Annotated in this window: 15 protein-coding genes; 10 read left to right on the top strand and 5 right to left on the bottom strand. The window is 35.7% G+C overall.

The genetic code is table 11. The features are described 5' to 3' along the window. Positions 1 to 15: 15 nt before the first annotated feature. A complete protein-coding gene (locus tag E5Z56_RS05925; protein WP_138157006.1) occupies positions 16 to 1,710 on the bottom strand; it encodes a glutamine--tRNA ligase/YqeY domain fusion protein in 1,695 nt (564 codons plus the stop codon). Between the two features lie 320 nt (positions 1,711 to 2,030). On the opposite strand from E5Z56_RS05925, the gene E5Z56_RS05930 reads away from it, so the two are divergent. The 3 genes from E5Z56_RS05930 (at position 2,031) to E5Z56_RS05940 (ending at position 4,903) form a co-directional block, all read left to right on the top strand. After that, on the top strand, positions 2,031 to 3,020 hold the full coding sequence (locus tag E5Z56_RS05930) for an ABC transporter substrate-binding protein (RefSeq protein ID WP_138157007.1): 990 nt from the start codon (positions 2,031 to 2,033) through the stop codon (positions 3,018 to 3,020). Between the two features lie 136 nt (positions 3,021 to 3,156). Beyond that, positions 3,157 to 4,122, top strand: a complete 966-nt coding sequence (locus tag E5Z56_RS05935) for an ABC transporter permease (RefSeq protein WP_353845988.1) — start codon at positions 3,157 to 3,159, stop codon at positions 4,120 to 4,122. Beyond that, complete coding sequence (locus E5Z56_RS05940; RefSeq protein WP_138157008.1) at positions 4,109 to 4,903, top strand: ABC transporter ATP-binding protein; 795 nt, start codon at positions 4,109 to 4,111, stop codon at positions 4,901 to 4,903. Before E5Z56_RS05935 ends, E5Z56_RS05940 begins: the two co-directional genes overlap by 14 nt. A 58-nt stretch (positions 4,904 to 4,961) precedes the next feature. Here E5Z56_RS05940 and E5Z56_RS05945 read toward each other — a convergent pair whose 3' ends face one another. Then, positions 4,962 to 5,513 (bottom strand): TetR/AcrR family transcriptional regulator, encoded by a 552-nt coding sequence (locus E5Z56_RS05945; protein WP_138157009.1) that lies wholly within the window; start codon positions 5,511 to 5,513, stop codon positions 4,962 to 4,964. A 149-nt stretch (positions 5,514 to 5,662) separates the two neighbouring features. Between E5Z56_RS05945 and E5Z56_RS05950 the strand changes: the two genes are divergently transcribed. From E5Z56_RS05950 to E5Z56_RS05970, 5 genes are all read left to right on the top strand, one after another. Next, positions 5,663 to 8,605, top strand: a complete 2,943-nt coding sequence (locus tag E5Z56_RS05950; RefSeq protein WP_138157010.1) for a YhgE/Pip domain-containing protein — start codon at positions 5,663 to 5,665, stop codon at positions 8,603 to 8,605. Between the two features lie 277 nt (positions 8,606 to 8,882). After that, positions 8,883 to 10,070 carry an Ig-like domain-containing protein gene (locus E5Z56_RS11890; RefSeq protein WP_232842405.1) on the top strand — a complete coding sequence of 396 codons (1,188 nt, stop codon included), beginning with the start codon at positions 8,883 to 8,885 and terminating at the stop codon, positions 10,068 to 10,070. Positions 10,071 to 10,273: 203 nt separating this feature from the next. Next, on the top strand, positions 10,274 to 10,966 hold the full coding sequence (locus E5Z56_RS05960) for an iron-sulfur cluster assembly scaffold protein (protein ID WP_022505047.1): 693 nt from the start codon (positions 10,274 to 10,276) through the stop codon (positions 10,964 to 10,966). 22 nt (positions 10,967 to 10,988) lie between these two features. Beyond that, positions 10,989 to 11,993, top strand: coding sequence for a GGGtGRT protein (locus E5Z56_RS05965; protein ID WP_022505048.1), 1,005 nt, complete (start codon positions 10,989 to 10,991; stop codon positions 11,991 to 11,993). 97 nt (positions 11,994 to 12,090) lie between these two features. Beyond that, positions 12,091 to 12,324, top strand: a complete 234-nt coding sequence (locus tag E5Z56_RS05970; protein WP_138157011.1) for a hypothetical protein — start codon at positions 12,091 to 12,093, stop codon at positions 12,322 to 12,324. 785 nt (positions 12,325 to 13,109) lie between these two features. Here E5Z56_RS05970 and E5Z56_RS05975 read toward each other — a convergent pair. The 3 genes from E5Z56_RS05975 to E5Z56_RS05985 all read right to left on the bottom strand — a co-directional run bounded on the left by E5Z56_RS05975 (position 13,110) and on the right by E5Z56_RS05985 (position 15,862). Beyond that, positions 13,110 to 14,096 carry a YitT family protein gene (locus tag E5Z56_RS05975; RefSeq protein WP_138157012.1) on the bottom strand — a complete coding sequence of 329 codons (987 nt, stop codon included), beginning with the start codon at positions 14,094 to 14,096 and terminating at the stop codon, positions 13,110 to 13,112. Between the two features lie 93 nt (positions 14,097 to 14,189). Continuing rightward, positions 14,190 to 14,915 (bottom strand): NAD-dependent protein deacylase, encoded by a 726-nt coding sequence (locus E5Z56_RS05980; RefSeq protein ID WP_175405392.1) that lies wholly within the window; start codon positions 14,913 to 14,915, stop codon positions 14,190 to 14,192. An 8-nt stretch (positions 14,916 to 14,923) separates the two neighbouring features. Beyond that, a complete protein-coding gene (locus tag E5Z56_RS05985) occupies positions 14,924 to 15,862 on the bottom strand; it encodes an L-lactate dehydrogenase (protein ID WP_138157014.1) in 939 nt (312 codons plus the stop codon). A 112-nt stretch (positions 15,863 to 15,974) separates the two neighbouring features. Between E5Z56_RS05985 and E5Z56_RS05990 the strand changes: the two genes are divergently transcribed. Next, complete coding sequence (locus tag E5Z56_RS05990) at positions 15,975 to 17,243, top strand: chloride channel protein (RefSeq protein WP_232842406.1); 1,269 nt, start codon at positions 15,975 to 15,977, stop codon at positions 17,241 to 17,243. A 23-nt stretch (positions 17,244 to 17,266) separates the two neighbouring features. After that, positions 17,267 to 17,995: an HAD family hydrolase gene (locus E5Z56_RS05995; RefSeq protein WP_138157015.1), complete on the top strand. Its 729-nt coding sequence runs from the start codon at positions 17,267 to 17,269 to the stop codon at positions 17,993 to 17,995. Position 17,996 lies beyond the last annotated feature (1 nt).

Genomic DNA, 17,996 nt, shown 5'->3' on the forward strand with positions numbered 1-17,996 from the left:
TTATATTAAAGAAAATTATTTTTTCTTCTTAAAGCCATCCTTTAGGCTAACACTTCTGTTAAATACAAAGTGGTCTTTGCTACTGTCTTTGTTGTCAGTACAGAAGTAACCTAGTCTCATAAACTGATAATGAGTATGTGGGTTATCCTTAACAGATGCCTCAACCTTACAATCATTTAGTACAACAAGACTTTCAGGATTAATATAGTCTAGGAAGTTCTTGTCACCTGTGTCAGGTTCAGGATCAGTAAATAGATTGTCATATAGTCTAACTTCTGCCGGTACATAGTTGTTAGCATCTACCCAATGGATAGTACCTCTAACCTTTCTACCGTCAGGAGTATCACCACCACGAGACTCAGGGTCATATTCAGCATATACAGTAGTAACATTGCCGTTTTCATCCTTGTCACAACCTGTACAAGTAACATAGTAAGCTGACTTTAGTCTTACTTCATTGCCAGGGTATAGACGCTGATACTTTCTGAAAGGTTCTTCCATAAAGTCTTCACTTTCAATGTAACATTCTCTTGAGAATGTAATTGTTCTTTCACCATCTTCAGGGTGGTTAGGGTTGTTCTCTACTGTGAATTCTTCTGTTTTGCCCTCAGGATAGTTAGTGATAACTAGCTTAATAGGGTGAATAACAGCCATAATTCTGTTTGCTCTATCGTTAAGGTCATTTCTTAGACAATGTTCTAAGAAACCGTATTCAACTGTTGAATTAACCTTAGATACACCAATCTGTTCACAGAATGAACGGATAGATTCAGGTGTATAACCTCTTCTTCTTAAACCACATAGAGTAGGCATTCTTGGGTCATCCCAACCATTAACATAGCCTTCTTCTACCAACTGACGAAGTTTTCTCTTGCTCATTACTGTGTTATTAATACCAAGACGAGCAAATTCAATCTGTCTAGGCTTTGCCGGTGCTGAAATATTAGCAATAACCCAATCATATAGTGGACGGTGACTTTCAAATTCAAGTGTACATAGTGAATGTGTAATACCCTCAATAGCATCTTCAATAGGATGTGCAAAGTCATACATAGGATAAATGCACCACTCAGTACCTGTCTTATGATGTGCCATATGGTTGATACGGTAGATTACAGGGTCACGCATACTAAAGTTACCTGAAGCAAGGTCAATCTTTGCTCTAAGTGTCATTTTACCGTCTTCAAATTCGCCATTCTTCATTCTTTCAAATAAGTCAAGGCTTTCTTCAATAGGTCTGTCTCTATATGGGCTTTTTGCCGGAGTCTTTAGGTCGCCTCTGTATTCCTTCATCTGTTCTGCGTTTAGTTCGCAAACATAAGCTAAACCTTTCTTGATAAGTTCAACTGCATAGTCATACATTTGTGGGAAGTATTCAGATGCAAAGTAGAATCTGTCACCCCAATCAAAACCAAGCCACTTAATATCTTCCTTAATAGCATCAACATACTCTACATCTTCTTTAGTAGGGTTTGTGTCGTCCATTCTAAGGTTACAAAGTCCGTTGTACTTTTCTGCTGTGCCAAAGTCAATGCAAATAGCCTTTGCATGACCAATGTGTAGGTAGCCGTTTGGTTCAGGAGGAAAACGAGTGTGTACTGTTTTACCTTCATACTGACCACCCTCGGCAATATCTTCATCAATAAAAGTATGGATGAAGTTACTTGACATTACTTCTTCATTATTATTGTTCTTTATTTCCTCAGCCATAGTGTTCCTCGCTTAAAAATTTTTCTTAAATATATAGATAAAATTATTATATCATATATATAGAAATTTTCAATATTTGATTTATAGCTAATTTTAGGACTTTATTGTGTCAAATAATAAGGATTGTATATGGTGAAAATAACTAAATATAAAGAATATCACTATCAATTTTAACGAATTTAAGAAGGCTTATTTGTGCAGTTAACTAAATTTTTTTGCTAATTCTTTAACACTTTAAAGCGTTATTGACAACCAAATTTTACTGTGATAAAATTGTGTTATTAAAAATAGAGAGGAACTCTATTTGGGAGGAAAAAACAATGAAAAAATTATTAGCAATGCTTTGTGTTGTTGCTATGGCTCTATGTGCAACTGCTTGTGGCAGTGGTTCAAATAGCTCAAACGGCTCAAGTAATGACGCAAACAAAAGTTACAAAATCGGTATCTGTCAGCTTATTCAGCATCCTGCTCTTGATGCTGCAACAAAGGGCTTTAAGGCTTATTTAACAGAAAAACTTGGTGACAAGGTATCTTTCACAGAACAGAACGCTGCAGGGGACTCAGCTACTTGTGCTACAATCTGCAATCAGTTTGCTTCTGACAATGTTGATTTGATTATGTCTAACGGTACTGCTGCTTTACAGGCTGCTGTTTCTGCAACAAAGACTATTCCTATCCTAGGTACTTCTATTACAGATTACGGTTCAGCTCTTGGTATTGACAACTGGACAGGTACAACAGGTGCTAATGTATCAGGTACAACAGACCTTGCTCCACTTGATGAACAGGCTGATATGATTAATGAACTATATCCAAACTCAAAGACTGTTGGTATTCTATATTGTTCAGGTGAACCAAACTCAAAGTATCAGGCAACAACAATTACAGATTACCTAAAGAAACTTGGTAAGACAGTTAAGGAATTTACTTTTGCCGACTCTAACGATGTTGCTTCTGTTACAAAGACAGCTTGTGGTGAAAGTGATGTTCTTTATGTTCCAACAGATAACACAGCTGCTAACTGTGCTAAGACAGTTAACAATGTTGCTCTAAAGGAAAAGACACCAATCATTGCCGGTGAAGAAGGTATTTGCTCAGGTTGTGGTGTTGCAACACTTTCAATCAGCTACTATGACCTTGGTTATGCAACAGGCGAAATGGCTTATGATGTTCTTGTAAATGGCAAAGACATTTCTAAGATGGAAGTTAAGTCAGCTCCTAAGTTTACAAAGGAATACAATGTTGAACTTTGTAAGGCTCTGGGTCTTGATATTCCATCAGATTACAAGGCAATCGGTGAAGATAAGTAATTAAAATTTACTAAACAAAAATAGGGGTTGGCTTATGTCAACCCCTAATTAATAAGTTGGTTCAAAGGCATATAAATGTGTTTCAAATGAGAAAATACATTTATATGCTTTTGGGCGTAATTATAGGAGGATAAAAATGGACGCTATTATGTCATACTTTAGCTCTCTTAGTCCACTACAACTTCTAAATAATTTACCCGGTGCAGTTGCTCAAGGTATTATTTGGGGTATTATGGCTTTGGGAGTTTACATTACTTTTAGGCTACTTGATGTTGCCGACCTTTCAGTTGATGGTACTTTTACAACCGGTGGTGCAGTAACTATTATGTTAAAACTTGCAGGTTTCCCTATGTGGTCTTGCTTAATTATTGCAGTACTTGCCGGACTTGTGGCAGGTTTTGTTACAGGCATTTTACATACTAAGTTAGGTATTCCGGCTATTCTTGCAGGTATCTTAACACAGATTGCTCTATATTCTATTAACCTAAGAATTATGGACTTCTCATCAAATAAATCATTTGCTTTTGGTGAAAAGGATTTATATGTTACTCTTGGCAATGTACCACAGGCAATTATTGTTTCTGCTATTTTTGCAGTAGCACTTATTGCTTTGTTATATTGGTATTTTGGTACAGAACAAGGTTCAGCACTTAGAGCAACAGGTAGTAACCACTCAATGAGTAGCGCACAAGGTATCAATATTTCAACAATGAAAGTTATCGGTCTTTCATTATCAAATGGTATCGTAGCACTTTCAGGTGGTTTAATGACTCAGTATCAAGGCTTTGCCGATGTTAACCAAGGTAGAGGTGCTATCGTAACAGGTCTTGCAGCAGTTATTATAGGGGAAGCTATCGGTATGGCTATCTTAGGCAAGAAGATGAACTTTATCGGTAAACTTGTTTTTGTTGTAATCGGTGGTATTATCTATTACTTCATTATGACAATTGTATTGTGGCTAAAGTTAAATTCAAACGACCTAAAGCTATTTACTGCAATTATCGTTGCATTGTTCCTAGCAGTTCCTTACTTAAAGTCAAAGAGTAAAAGTTCATTTAGTAAAGCTAAAAAGAGAGGAGAGAAGTTAGATGCTAAAGATTAGTTCTATTGAAAAAACCTTTAATCCCGGTACAATTAATGAAAAGAAAGCACTGGACAAAGTTTCTCTCCACCTTAATCCGGGTGACTTTGTTACCATCATCGGTGGTAACGGTGCAGGTAAATCAACTTTGATGAATGCTATTACAGGTGTATGGCCTGTTGATAACGGTAGTATTATTCTTGACGGTGTAAATGTTACAGGTTTACCTGAATATAAAAGAGCAAAGTTTATCGGAAGAGTTTTCCAAGACCCTATGATGGGTACTGCTCCCGATATGCAGATTATTGAGAACTTAGCCCTTGCCTATAGACGAGGCAAGAAAAGAACTTTAAAGTGGGGCATTACAAAGAAAGAAAAGGAAATGTTCCACGAAAAGTTAAAGATTTTAGGCTTAGGACTTGAGGACAGAATGACATCAAAGGTAGGACTTCTTTCAGGTGGTCAAAGACAGGCATTAACTCTTCTTATGGCATCTTTACAAACACCAAAGTTACTACTTCTTGATGAACATACTGCAGCACTTGACCCTACAACTGCTGCTAAGGTTCTACAGATTTCTGAAGAAATTATTGAGAGAGATAAGTTGACTGCAATGATGATTACTCATAATATGAATGATGCTATTGTTCACGGTAACAGACTTATTATGATGAACAACGGTCAGATTATCTATGATGTTCAAGGTGAAGAAAAGAAGAAACTAACAAAAGCTGACCTTATGGCTAAATTTGCTGAAATTGCCGGTGAAGATGCTGAGTCAGACAAAATGTTGTTATCTTAACTTAATAAATAACAGAAAGGTCGGTACAATAAGTACCGACCTTTTTTCATAGAAAAATTTAGTTAAGTTGTTCTCTGATTTTGTTTTGAATAATATTAGAACAAATTTCTGCCATTTCTTCGGGAGTTTCCTTCATACCATTATTAAGCCAACTTTCAATTATGCCCAAAACACCAAACACCATAAAAGAAAAGTAATGCTCTGCTGTATTAGTATCACCAAAGTGATTTGTAAATTTGCTATGCAAGAATTTAATCAACTTTTTAGTAAAGGCAATTTCTCCTCTATCGGAAAGCATAACCTGACAAAATTCATTGTTGTTCTTTACAAAGATAAAAACTTCTCTGAAAAGTTCTTCGTTTAGAACATCATCTTGTTTTTCAATAGGAACAAGAAATTCATCAAGTTCCCTAAACATATCGTCCTCAATTTGTTCTAACATATCAAATACATCTGTATAATGAAGATAAAAAGTTCCTCTGTTAATGTCTGCCTTGTCACACAACTCTTTTACCGTAATGTGTTTCACACTTTTCTCTTTCATTAGAGAAAGTAGTGAACTTTTTAGAACGGCCCTGGTTTTCCTAATTCTTCTGTCCTGTGTACCCATAAAATTTCACCTTCTCAACACAATTTACAAATATGTTTATTATCGTACATATGGTTGCAAATTGCTTATTGTGTTTTTTTACAATACTAGTATAATAGAAAATGTTCAAGAAATCAACACTATGTTTAATTTTTTTATGAGGTGATTGTATGAGTAAAAAGAAAAAAACTTTTATACTCAAGGTCTTACCGATTATTGCGATTTGTATTGTAATGTTGATTCCATCAATATACGCTTGTGTATTCTTGGGTTCAATGTGGGATCCTTATGGTAACATAGGTGACCTACCGGTAGCTGTGGTGAATTACGACAAATCCGTTGAGTACAATGACAAAACATTGTCCATTGGGGATGACCTTGTAGATAAACTAAAGGATAATGATTCCTTGAAATTCAATTTTGTTGATAGCGATACGGCTGAACAAGGTATTGAGAATGGTACATATTATATGGTTATTACCATTCCAAAAGATTTTTCCAAAAATGCAACAACTTTGATGGATGCAAATCCTAAGAAGATGGAGCTTGACTACAAAACTAATCCGGGCAAAAACTACATTGCCTCTAAGATGAGTTCAACTGCTTTGGAAAAAATCAAAACAGAAATCGAACATACAGTAACAGAAACTTATACACAGACAGTTTTTGATACTATTGGAGATACAGCTGATAGCCTTTATGATGCAGTTGATGGTGCACAGAAGCTAAATGACGGTGTTGGTAAACTTTCAGATGGTAATGACACTATTACAACTAACCTAAAGACTTTAGCAGATAGCTCAGTAACATTTGCCGATGGTGCAAATACTCTAAACACAGGTCTTGTAACATATACTAATGGTGTTACATCCTTAAATTCCGGTGCTTGGAGAATTAAAGCAGGTCTTGATACATTAAACGGTAATGTACCTACTCTTTCAAGTGGTATTAGTGCTTTAGCAAATGGTGGTGTATCACTAAAAGACGGTATCAAAACTTATACTGACGGTGTTGCAACTGCTAACACAGGTGCTCAGACACTTAACAAAAATTCAAGTACACTAAATAACGGTGTTTCTACTTTGCATAACGGTACAACAACTTTAAAGTCAGGTATTAAGACTTATACTTCAGGTGTTGCAACTGCTAACACAGGTGCTCAAACATTGTCACAAAGTTCAAGCACACTTAACAGTGGTGCTTCTTCTCTAAAGACAGGTTCAAGCACATTGTCAACAGGTACTTCAACTTTAAAGTCAGGACTTAACACAATGTCCGGTGAACTTGCAAAGTCAGTAACTGATGAAAATGCAGAAAAGCTAAAGACACTTTCAAGTGGTCTTACTGCTCTAAACAGTGGTATTTCTCAGTTAAATGATAGCCTACAAAATGCAGAAGAGTCAACACTTGGAAGTGATCTAACAACTGTTGGTGCTGATATTCAAAATGCAGGTGCTGAACTAAAATCAGCATCAGACGGTCTTACATCTTTACAGAAAGAAATTGCAACAATTTCTACTTCAAGCTGGTTCAAGAGCCTTGATGCAGCAACTCAAGCATCTGTAATTAATGGTTTAAAATCTTCAGCAAAAGAAATCGGTGACGGTTTATCCGGTGTACAGTCTGACTTAACAACTGCCGGTGCTGACCTAAAGACAGCAGCATCAACAGCTAAAGAAGTTGGTAAGTCAGTTGATACTGTAAAGGCATCAGTTAAGAAGATTAGTGAAAACTCAAAATTACTACTACCTACTGCAAGTACTCAAGTAACTGCACTATATGGTGGTTTAAGCTCTGTTAAGGATACACTTGATACAAAGCTTATCCCAGGTGCTACTGCTCTTAAAATTGGTGCTTCTCAGCTAGATGGTGGTATTGGTACTCTAAAAACAGGTTTATCAACATACACAGGTGGTGTTGATACTCTTGCAAAGGGTACAAAACAGTTAAATGACAACAGTAAGAGCCTTAACGATGGTGCTAAGAGCCTAAATGACGGTACTAAGTCACTAAAGACCGGTGTTACAACATACACAGGTGGTGTTAAGACACTTGCTGATGGTACTAAGAAATTAACTGATAACAACAAGACTCTTAATAAGGGTGCTACTGATTTATCAAATGGTGCTAATAAACTAAAAGACAGTGTACCAACACTTTCAAGTGGTATTGAACAACTATTTAACGGTTCAACAACTCTTGCAAATGGTACACGACAGTTAATGGATAATAACGATAAGCTTGTTTCCGGTAGTAAGGAATTGGCAAATGGTGCAACAAAGATTTCTACCGGTGCAGATAAACTTTATGACGGTTCAAAGACACTGGGTAAGGGCTTAACAACAGTTGATAATGGTGTTACAACTCTTAAGAAAGCACTTAAGAAGGGCGCTGATACTGCTAAGGATACAACAATCTCAAGTAAGCAGAAGAAGATGTTTGCTTCTCCTGTAAATGCAAATGAAACTCAGGTTTCTAAGGTAGCTAACAACGGTTCAGCTATGGCAGCATATATGATGTGTGCAGGTCTTTGGGTAGCAGGTATTTCATTCTGTGTTGTAACAGGTGCAGAAAATGACCCTAAGCGTATCAGAAGAAAGAAGAAACTTTGGATTAGAAAACTATTTGAACTTGCACTGTTTGCAGTTGGTGCAGGTGCAGTTCTTGTAACACTTCTAATTAATGTAAACGGTATGGATCCGGCTTATGTTGGCAGAACATTTGCTTTAGCTATTATGACTTCTGTAGCATTTACTGCAATTGCATACTTCTTCAACATTATCCTTGGTAAGGTTGGTTCATTCGCATTACTTGTTCTTCTAGTTCTACAACTTGGTTGTGCCGGTGGTACATATCCACTTGACCTTTCACCAAGTATCTACAGAACCATGAAACCATTCTTCCCATTCTCTTATGCAGTTGACGGATTTAGAATGACAATTGCTACAGGTCAGGATATTACAGGTATTATGCTTGTACTAGCAGGCTTTGCAGCAGTATTTATTGCACTAAGCATTATTGTAACTACAGTAAAGGTTAAGAGTAAGAATGAAAAGGAATATGGTCTATCAAGACTACTTGATGAGGCTTTCTCAGTTCCATTTAAGGATTAATCAGATTATTCCGTATATTCTTCCAAATATAATAACAAAATGCAAAGCACCCTTGAATTTAATTCAAGGGTGTTTTTGTTTTGTGCAAAATGTACATTAAGTTGTGTAATATATACAAATGTGGTGTGATATTTTTTATATACGAATATTGTAAAAATGTAACATTTTTTTATAATATATGTTATAATAACGGTGATGGATTGTAAGTTAATTCAACAATATATAATGGGAATAATTGACAAATTTCCTGTAGAAAGATAAACTAAGGAGGATATGTATGAAAAGGACAATATCAATTATTTTATCGGTAATGATGATTTTATCATCATTTGTAGGGGTATCTGCATTTGCAGTAACAACTGAAACTTGTAGTATAGAATATGTTTCATCAAATAATGTTACTATTTCAAATACAGATAAAACTGTAAAGAAAGGTGACTCATATGTTGCGACTATTACATCAAATATTGTCAAAAATTTTGATGGTATGGATGTAAGAGCGATGATGGGGGATCAGGTTGTTTATCCTCAAAAAATAACAGACGAATCATATAAGATTATTATTTCAAAAGTTACTGATGATGTTAAGATTATTGCAAAGGCTTATGAAAAAACTGCCGATACAACCGAAGCTATCGGTAATAGCAGGTATATTTCTATTAGCCGTAACCTTGTAAATTGTACATCATCCGGAAAATCCAACATTGTATTAAGTGGTGGTCATTATAGCGAGATAATTACTCCAAACGATGGCTATAAGCTAACTACTGTAATCTATTATGGATTGATGAAAGAAAATGATGGCGATTATTATTATCAACAGTATATTTGTAAAGATAATGGTGACGGCACATATTATGTAAGTTGTGATAAAGAGATAAATATTATTTATGCAGTTGCAGAGCCAATTTCATCAGATTCTACAACTACAGAGCCTACAACTGTACCAATAGTTAAAGGTAAAATAAGTTTAAGTAAAAATAGTCTTACCCTTGCAAAAACAAACAAGAATATTTCTACCAAGCTAGTAGCAACTGTTACACCAAATGAACTAACAAATAAAAGAGTTATTTGGTCCTCAAGTAACAGTAAAGTTGCAAAAGTAGATAAGAACGGTAAGGTGACAACTGTATCAAATGGATTTTGCACAATTACTGCTAAACTGGCAAGTGATAATACAATTAAATCCATTTGTAAAGTAAAAGTTGTTCAGAAAGCAACCAAGATTAAACTAAATGTAAATAACAAAACTTTGAAAAAAGGTAGTGCTTATACACTAAAAGCAACTGTAAATCCTAACACAACAAGCAACAAGAAAGTTACTTGGAAAACAAACAAAAAGCTTGTTGCTACTGTAAATTCAAAGGGTAAGGTTATTGGTAAGAAAAAGGGTAAAGCAGTAATTACTGTATCAACAACGGATGGCAGTAAAAAGTCTGCAAAATGTAAGATTACAGTAAAATAACGATAGATAAAGTAGCTTTCATTTGGAAGCTACTTTTTACTTTTTTAAGTTAAAAGTATGTCAAAAAATCTTTAAACAAAAGTTAATATGATAAAAAATAGCAAATAATAAAGAAAAATGCTTGATAAAATACTTAAAAAAGATTATAATTACCTTGTATGAGAGGACTTTCTCAAACAAATCAAAGAAAGGAGTTAAGTACAATGAATTATTCTAATGAAGTAATGAATATGTGTACTGTAACAAAAGGACCAAAGCACGGTCCTGCACCTATTCCTGAAGAAGGTAAATGGGTAAAATCTTATGAAATCAAAGATATTTCAGGTTTTTCACATGGTATTGGTTGGTGTGCTCCTCAGCAGGGCGCATGTAAGCTATCACTAAACGTAAAAGACGGTATTGTTGAAGAAGCTCTTGTAGAAACAGTTGGTTGTTCAGGTATGACTCACTCAGCTGCTATGGCTGCAGAAATTCTACCTGGCAAGACTCTACTAGAATGTCTAAACACAGACCTTGTTTGTGATGCTATTAACACAGCTATGAAGAACATTTTTGAACAGCTAGTATACGGTCGTTCACAGACTGCTTTCTCAGAAGACGGTCTTCCAATCGGTGCCGGTCTAGAAGACCTTGGTAAGGGCCTTCGTTCACAGGTTGGTACTATGTTCTCAACAAAGGCTAAGGGCGTTCGTTTTATGGAAATGGCAGAAGGCTATGTTCTTAAGACAGCTCTTGACGAAAATGACGAAGTTATCGGTTACCAGTTTGTAAATCTTGGTAAGATGATGCAGGATATTCGTCATGGTGTTACACCGGATGAAGCATATAAAAATAACATTGGTCAGTACGGCCGTTTTGATAACGCTGCTAAGTACATTGACCCAAGAGAAGAATAATCAGTAAGGAGGAGATTTAAACATGGCAGTTACATTTGAAAGTATGGAAAGAAGAATGCCAAAAATCGAGAAGTGCCTTGCTGAAAATGGTATCGGTTCTCTTGAAGAGGCAAGACAGCTATGTCTAGATAACGGCTTTGACCCAGACGAAATCGTTAAGGGTGTTCAGCCAATCGCATTTGAAAACGCTAGCTGGGCTTATACACTAGGTTGTGCTATCGGTCTTAAGAAGGGCGTTAAGTCTGCTGCTGAAGCTGCTGAAGCTATCGGCGTAGGTCTTGAAGCATTTACAATCCCTGGTTCTGTTGCAGAACAGAGAAATGTTGGTCTAGGTCACGGTAACCTAGGTGCAATGCTACTTAGAGACGAAACAAAGTGTTTCGCATTCCTAGCAGGTCACGAATCATTCGCTGCTGCTGAAGGTGCTATCGGTATTGCTAGAAACGCTAACAAGGCTAGAAAAGAACCACTAAGAGTTATCCTTAACGGTCTTGGTAAGGATGCTGCTTACATCATCTCAAGAATCAACGGTTTCACATATGTTGAAACAGATTTTGACTTCTTCAACAGCGAACTAAAGGTTGTTCGTGAAGTTAAGTTCTCTGATGGTGAAAGAGCTGCTGTTCGTTGCTACGGTGCTAACGATGTTCGTGAAGGCGTAGCTATTATGCAGAAGGAAAATGTTGGTGTTTCAATCACTGGTAACTCAACTAACCCAACTCGTTTCCAGCATCTAGTTGCAGGTACATACAAGAAGTGGGCTATTGAAAATGGCGTTAAGTACTTCTCAGTTGCTTCAGGTGGTGGTACAGGTCGTACACTTCATCCTGATAATATGGGTGCAGGTCCTGCTTCATACGGTCTAACAGACTCAATGGGTAGAATGCACGGTGATGCTCAGTTTGCCGGTTCTTCATCAGTTCCTGCTCACGTTGAAATGATGGGTCTTATCGGTATGGGTAACAACCCAATGGTTGGTGCTACAGTTGCTTGTGCAGTTGCAGTATACGAAAGCCTAAATAAGTAATTCATTACTTTATATACTAGGGAGTGTATTTTACACTCCCTTTTTTCTTGCAAAAATTCTTACTTTATGTTATATAATAGGTAAGGGTTGTGATAATATGAAAGATAAGCTAACAGGTAAGCAAGTGATTATTATGCTATCAATCATTGCTTTGGCAGTTGGGCTTTTTGTCGGTGGTATGGCACTTACCGATAGATATAAGAAAACTATAGTGAATACCTATGATAAATACTATAATAAGTATTATAGTATCGCTTCAAGCTATGTTGACCAAGGTCAAAGTATTATACAAAAGAATATTGAACTTGCCTCTCAGCAAGATAAAAAATAAGGACTTCTGTTTTAGAAGTCCTTATGTCTTTTTATTCTTAATTTTGGGTAAAGATTAGTTTTATAAATTGTTTTTTTTAATTTGATTATACTAAGCTGAAAATACTTCAACAAATTAGGGTTTTTCAATTTTGTCTGTGAGTAAAGGTGAGAATGATAAATTAGGGTTTGTGGGGTTGTTGTAAATTATAAAAAAGTGTATACTATGTCCTTTCTCTCTTGTATACCAAGTTATTGCACAATTAATAATACAACAATATTTTGTAGCATAAATAATGCCGTTTTATTTATATCATATTTTGGCTCACAGTCGTAGGGGCGAACACCGTTCGCCCGTTAAAAGTGCGATACCTATGGGATTATTGCCCTATTTACAAACTATAATTTCAAGATTTTTAAATAGGACAAAATACTGATAAATAGGAAAAATTGTTACGGGACATCAATGATGTCCCCTACAACTGTAACTCATAATTTTTCTTATATTTTATAGTTAGAAATAGAGAAAAGTTTCAGTTAATATGGAATCCCTCAGCGAGGGAGGCAACAAGGTCTGTATAATTTCTTCTTTGTGTACAAACTTACAAATTTGTACATATTGTGTTTGGCTTCCTCAGACGAGGAAGCTGTCATTCGTGAATTGCAGAGCAATTCACCTTTTAAAGAATGACTGAAGGAGGGAAAAAGCTATTAATTAGATGAATTAATCGGTTACTATCTAATTAACCTACAACTACATAATCATCCACACAAACTCTAATTTGCACCATAAAATAAACACTAGAATCAACCTAATTTTTCTGACAAGTCAGATTTAATTTCTTCCTCTAGGGTTGGAGTTTCTGTATTGATGGGATTTTCATTAGCAGAACTTTTACTACCGTTATCATTCTTATTAGCAGGGAAAATATCTGCCACATCATTTAGTGAAATGTATGCTTTAGGGTCAATGTTATGTACAATGGTTTTCATTTTACCAACTTGAAAACGATTAACAACATAGTAAATCATAGTCTTTTTTGAGTCGGAATAATAACCCTTAGCATCAACAGTTGTGATACCATTTTCAAAAGTATCTGAAAGTGCCTTACACACTTCTTTAGGTTTTGTAGTAATAATGAAAGCAGCCTTTGAACGGTCAAATCCTTCGATAATAAAGTCAATTGTCTTTAGTGCTGCTGCATAAGTAACGATTGAATAAAGTGGCAACACCCAAGAGTTAATTACCAAACCACAGATAATGTAAAGAATAACATTGAAAATCATTACAAATGTGCCGATAGAAAGGTTTAACTTCTTGGCAAATACAACTGCGATAATTTCCATACCGTCCATTGCACCACCAAATCTAAGTGCAAGACCACTGCCACAACCTGAAATTACACCACCGAATATAGCACATAAAAACAAATCTGTACCGGCTAGTGGTGATACAAGGCTAACATCAATAGGCAAAACATCGGTTATTAAGTAAGCAGAAACAGAATAAATAATAACGGTGTAAATTGAGTAAAAAGTGAAACTTGCACCTTCTCTTTTTAAGCCAAATAAAAATATAGGAATATTCAGCACAATAAGAATAAGTGATAGGCTACACCACTCAGGTGTTACTTGCGAAATCAACATTGATGTACCGGAAATACCACTGTCATATAGCTTAACCGGTGCTAAAAACAATGTAACACCAAAGGCGTTTATAATACCGGCTAAAGTTAGCACCAAAATATTTAGTGGCTTAATCTTTCTTATTCCATTAAGAATTTTGTTTGTCATATAAATCTCCCTTTCTTTTCTCTTTCCAATAAAGTTTGTGAGGTTTATATATATGAAATGCACCTTGCCTTTTTTCAAAGTGCATTTGTTTTATTAAATTTTAATTTGAGATAGAACTTCTCCCACTTTACCATGAATAACTAGGTCAGCTGTTTTGTCAGCTGATGTTTCACTAAGATTAATCAGTACAAGGTGGTTGCCCTTAAAATATCTGATAAAACTTGCTGCCGGATATACCACAAGGCTGGTACCTGCAATAATAAGTGTATCACAGTTAGAAATAGCATTTATGGCATTTGTTACAGTTTCATCATCAAGACCTTCTTCGTATAGCACAACATCAGGCTTTATGATTCCACCACACTTTGTACATTTAGGGATAAGGTCTTTACTATTTTTAACAAATTCAGCATCATAAAATGTATGACACTTTGTACAGTAGTTTCTATGTATGCTACCGTGTAGCTCATAAACAGTATGACTGCCACCGGCTTGGTGAAGTCCATCAATGTTCTGAGTTACAACGGCAGAAAGTTTTCCTTTTTCTTCCAACTTAGCAAGGAAAGTATGTGCCTTGTTAGGTTTAGCATCCAGGCACATCATTTTGTCCTTGTAAAATCTGTAGAATTCTTCAGGCTTATATTGGAAAAATGTATGGCTGATAATTTGTTCAGGTGGGTACTTGTATTTTAAGTTGTACAACCCATCAACAGAACGAAAGTCAGGTATACCACTTTCTGTGCTAACACCTGCACCACCAAAGAAAACAATGTTATTACTGTTATCAATTATTTCTTGTAATTTTTCAATATTTTCCATAATATCACCTACAACTTAATACTTTTAAAGTAATCTTCAAGAGCATCACAACTTTCTTGAAGTTTTTTCATTTCTGTATCAGTTAGTGAAAGTTCAATAAGTGACTTTACACCACTTTGATTTATTATAGCCGGTGTACCGGCATAAATTTTTTCTTGATTATAGCAACCGTTTAAGCAACAAGAAACAGTGAGAACTGAATTTTCATTTTGCAAAATCGCTCTGCAAATCTGTACAATTGCCATACCGATTCCATAGTATGTTGCACCTTTTGCATCAATGATTTTGTAAGCTGAGTTTCTAACTTCAGCCTCAATTCTCTCAATATCCCTTTTTTTAAAGGTGTTTGGATTATCCTCTAGCACATCATCAACTAATTTTGTGGATAATAGAGCCTGACTCCAAGGTACAAACTCTGTATCACCATGCTCACCCATAACATATGCGTGAACACTTCTGGGATTAATGCCAAAGTAATCACCAAGAAGGTATCTTAGTCTTGCAGAGTCAAGGGTTGTGCCTGTACCGAAAACTCTTGACTTTGGAAAGCCTGAGATTTTTGCCGTAACCCTTGTCATAACATCAACAGGGTTTGTGGCAACTAAGAAAATCCCTTTAAAGCCACTTTCACATACAGGTGCAACAATAGACTTAAAAACTTCTGTGTTTTTCTTTAGTAACTCAGGTCGTTTTTCTCCACTTTTTTGTGGAGCACCGGCACAAATTACAACAATGTCTGCATTGCTACAATGGGTATATTCCCCTGAATAGATTTTCATTGAAGAATTTGAAAAGGCTAAGCCATGGTTTAAGTCCATAGCCTCACCGATAGCTCTCTCTTTGTTAATGTCAATAAGCACAAGCTCATCACACAAATTTTGGTTAAGGGAAGCATAAGCAAAGCTCATACCTACCATTCCTGTGCCAACCAGTACGATTTTTTTCATATTAATCTTCCTTTATATAATAGCATAAATACTGAAAAAATTAAAGGTTTTAACTTTTATAATTGATAATACCTAATATTAGTGGTATAATTGTCCCATTGGAGATGGAAATTTGAAAAAGTTTTTTTGGATAGCAAAAATGAAGATTATGCGTATTTTCTTATACGCAGGAGTTTTTGTTAAGTGGATTATCATAGCTTCCATCACCGGGGTTTTGGGTGGATTTATAGGAGTTGCTTTTAACAAAAGTATTTCCTATGTAACAGGTCTGCATCAGCAGTATCCGGCACTTTTATTCTTAATGCCTGTGCTTGGTTTACTGATTGTTTTAATGTATGACAAAGCAAAACTTTCAGGTGACGGTGGCACTAATTTAATATTACATTCAATCAGACACCTAAAAGGTGTGCCTATTATTATTGCACCTATGATTTTTATTAGTACAGTTCTTACTCACTTGGTTGGTGGTTCAGCAGGTAGAGAAGGTGCTGCACTTCAGCTTGGTGGTAGTATCGGTGCTCAGGTTGGTAGAATTTTTAGACTTAGCCAAAAGGATATGAATGTTGCCGTTATGTGTGGTATGGGTGCTTTATTCTCTGCACTTTTCGGTACACCACTAACTGCTGCTTTCTTTGCTATGGAAGTAATAGCTGTTGGTGTGCTTTACTACTCAGCATTTGTACCTTGTGTTGTATCAAGTCTTGTAGCCTATGCAATAAGCTACTTATTTAAAGGTTTTACTTTGCCTTACAACCCACCGAAAGTACCACACCTTTCACTTATTTCAATGTTACAAACAGGTGGACTTGCAATTCTATGTGCCTTTATTAGTATTCTTTTCTGTTTAATAATGAAATATACTAAGGAAGGATTAACCAAATTATTTAAGAACCCCTACATTAGAATGTTGTGTGGTGGTGTTATTTTTATAGCATTGGCACTGATTTTTGGTGATGAATATACAGGTCTTGGTGCAAAGACTATTGTAACAGCAGTAAATGAAGGTCATGCAAAGTACTATGACTTTATTTTGAAAATGATTTTTACAGCAGTAACAATGGCTATCGGTTTTAAAGGTGGCGAGATTGTTCCTACTTTGTTTATCGGTTCAACCTTTGGTTGTGCTATTGGTGCACACCTAGGACTTGATCCTACATTTGGTGCAGCAATTGGCATTGTGGCAGTATTCTGTGGTGTTGTAAACTGTCCTATTGCATCAATACTTTTAAGCATAGAGCTATTTGGTGGAGAAGGAACTGCCTTTTATGTTGTGGCAGTTTGTATTAGTTATATGCTTTCAGGCTACTACAGTATTTATAGTAGTCAGAGATTTGCTTATAGTAAGCTTCGTGCAGAATATGTTAATATGAAAGCAAATTAGTTTATGGAGAAGGAGAGAGATAGATGATTAAAAATATATTCTTCGATTTAGATGGAACGATGCTTCCTATGGATATGAAAAAGTTTATGAAACTTTATTTTTCTTCAATGGCAGAGGCAGTATGCCCTTATATAGAAATGAGTCCCGAAACATTACAAAAAGCATTACTTGGTGGTATGGAGGCTATGTACCAGAACCAAGGTGCTATGTCAAACAAAATGTGTTTTTGGAATAAGGTTGCAACAATGGTTGGACCTGAGATTATCAACGATATTCCTATGTTTAACGGTTACTACGAAAACGAATTTATCCTTACAAAAGAGGCTACAACAGTAAACCCATATTCAAGAAAAATTGTTGATGAAGTTAGAAGAAAAGGTTATAACACCGTAATGGCAACAAACCCATTCTTCCCAAAAATCGCAACAGAAAGACGAGTAAAGTGGGCAGGCCTTGATAAAAATGATTTTTCTGTAATTACTACATATGAAAATTCAAAGTATTGTAAGCCAAACCCAAAGTACTTTATTGAAACTTGTGAAATGGCAAAATGTAAACCGGAAGAAACTTTGATGGTTGGTAATGATGCTAGGGAAGATATGGTATCTGCTACAGTAGGAATGGAAACATTCCTTGTTACCGATGACCTTATTAACAGAGATAATGTTGATATTAGTGGTTATAAGCAAGGTAGCCTAAAGGACTTTTACGAATATTGCTTACAGTTACCTGACTTAACAGAAGAACAGTAAA

This window comes from Ruminococcus bovis, from assembly GCF_005601135.1.
GTDB classification, from domain to species: Bacteria; Bacillota; Clostridia; order Oscillospirales; family Acutalibacteraceae; genus Ruminococcoides; species Ruminococcoides bovis.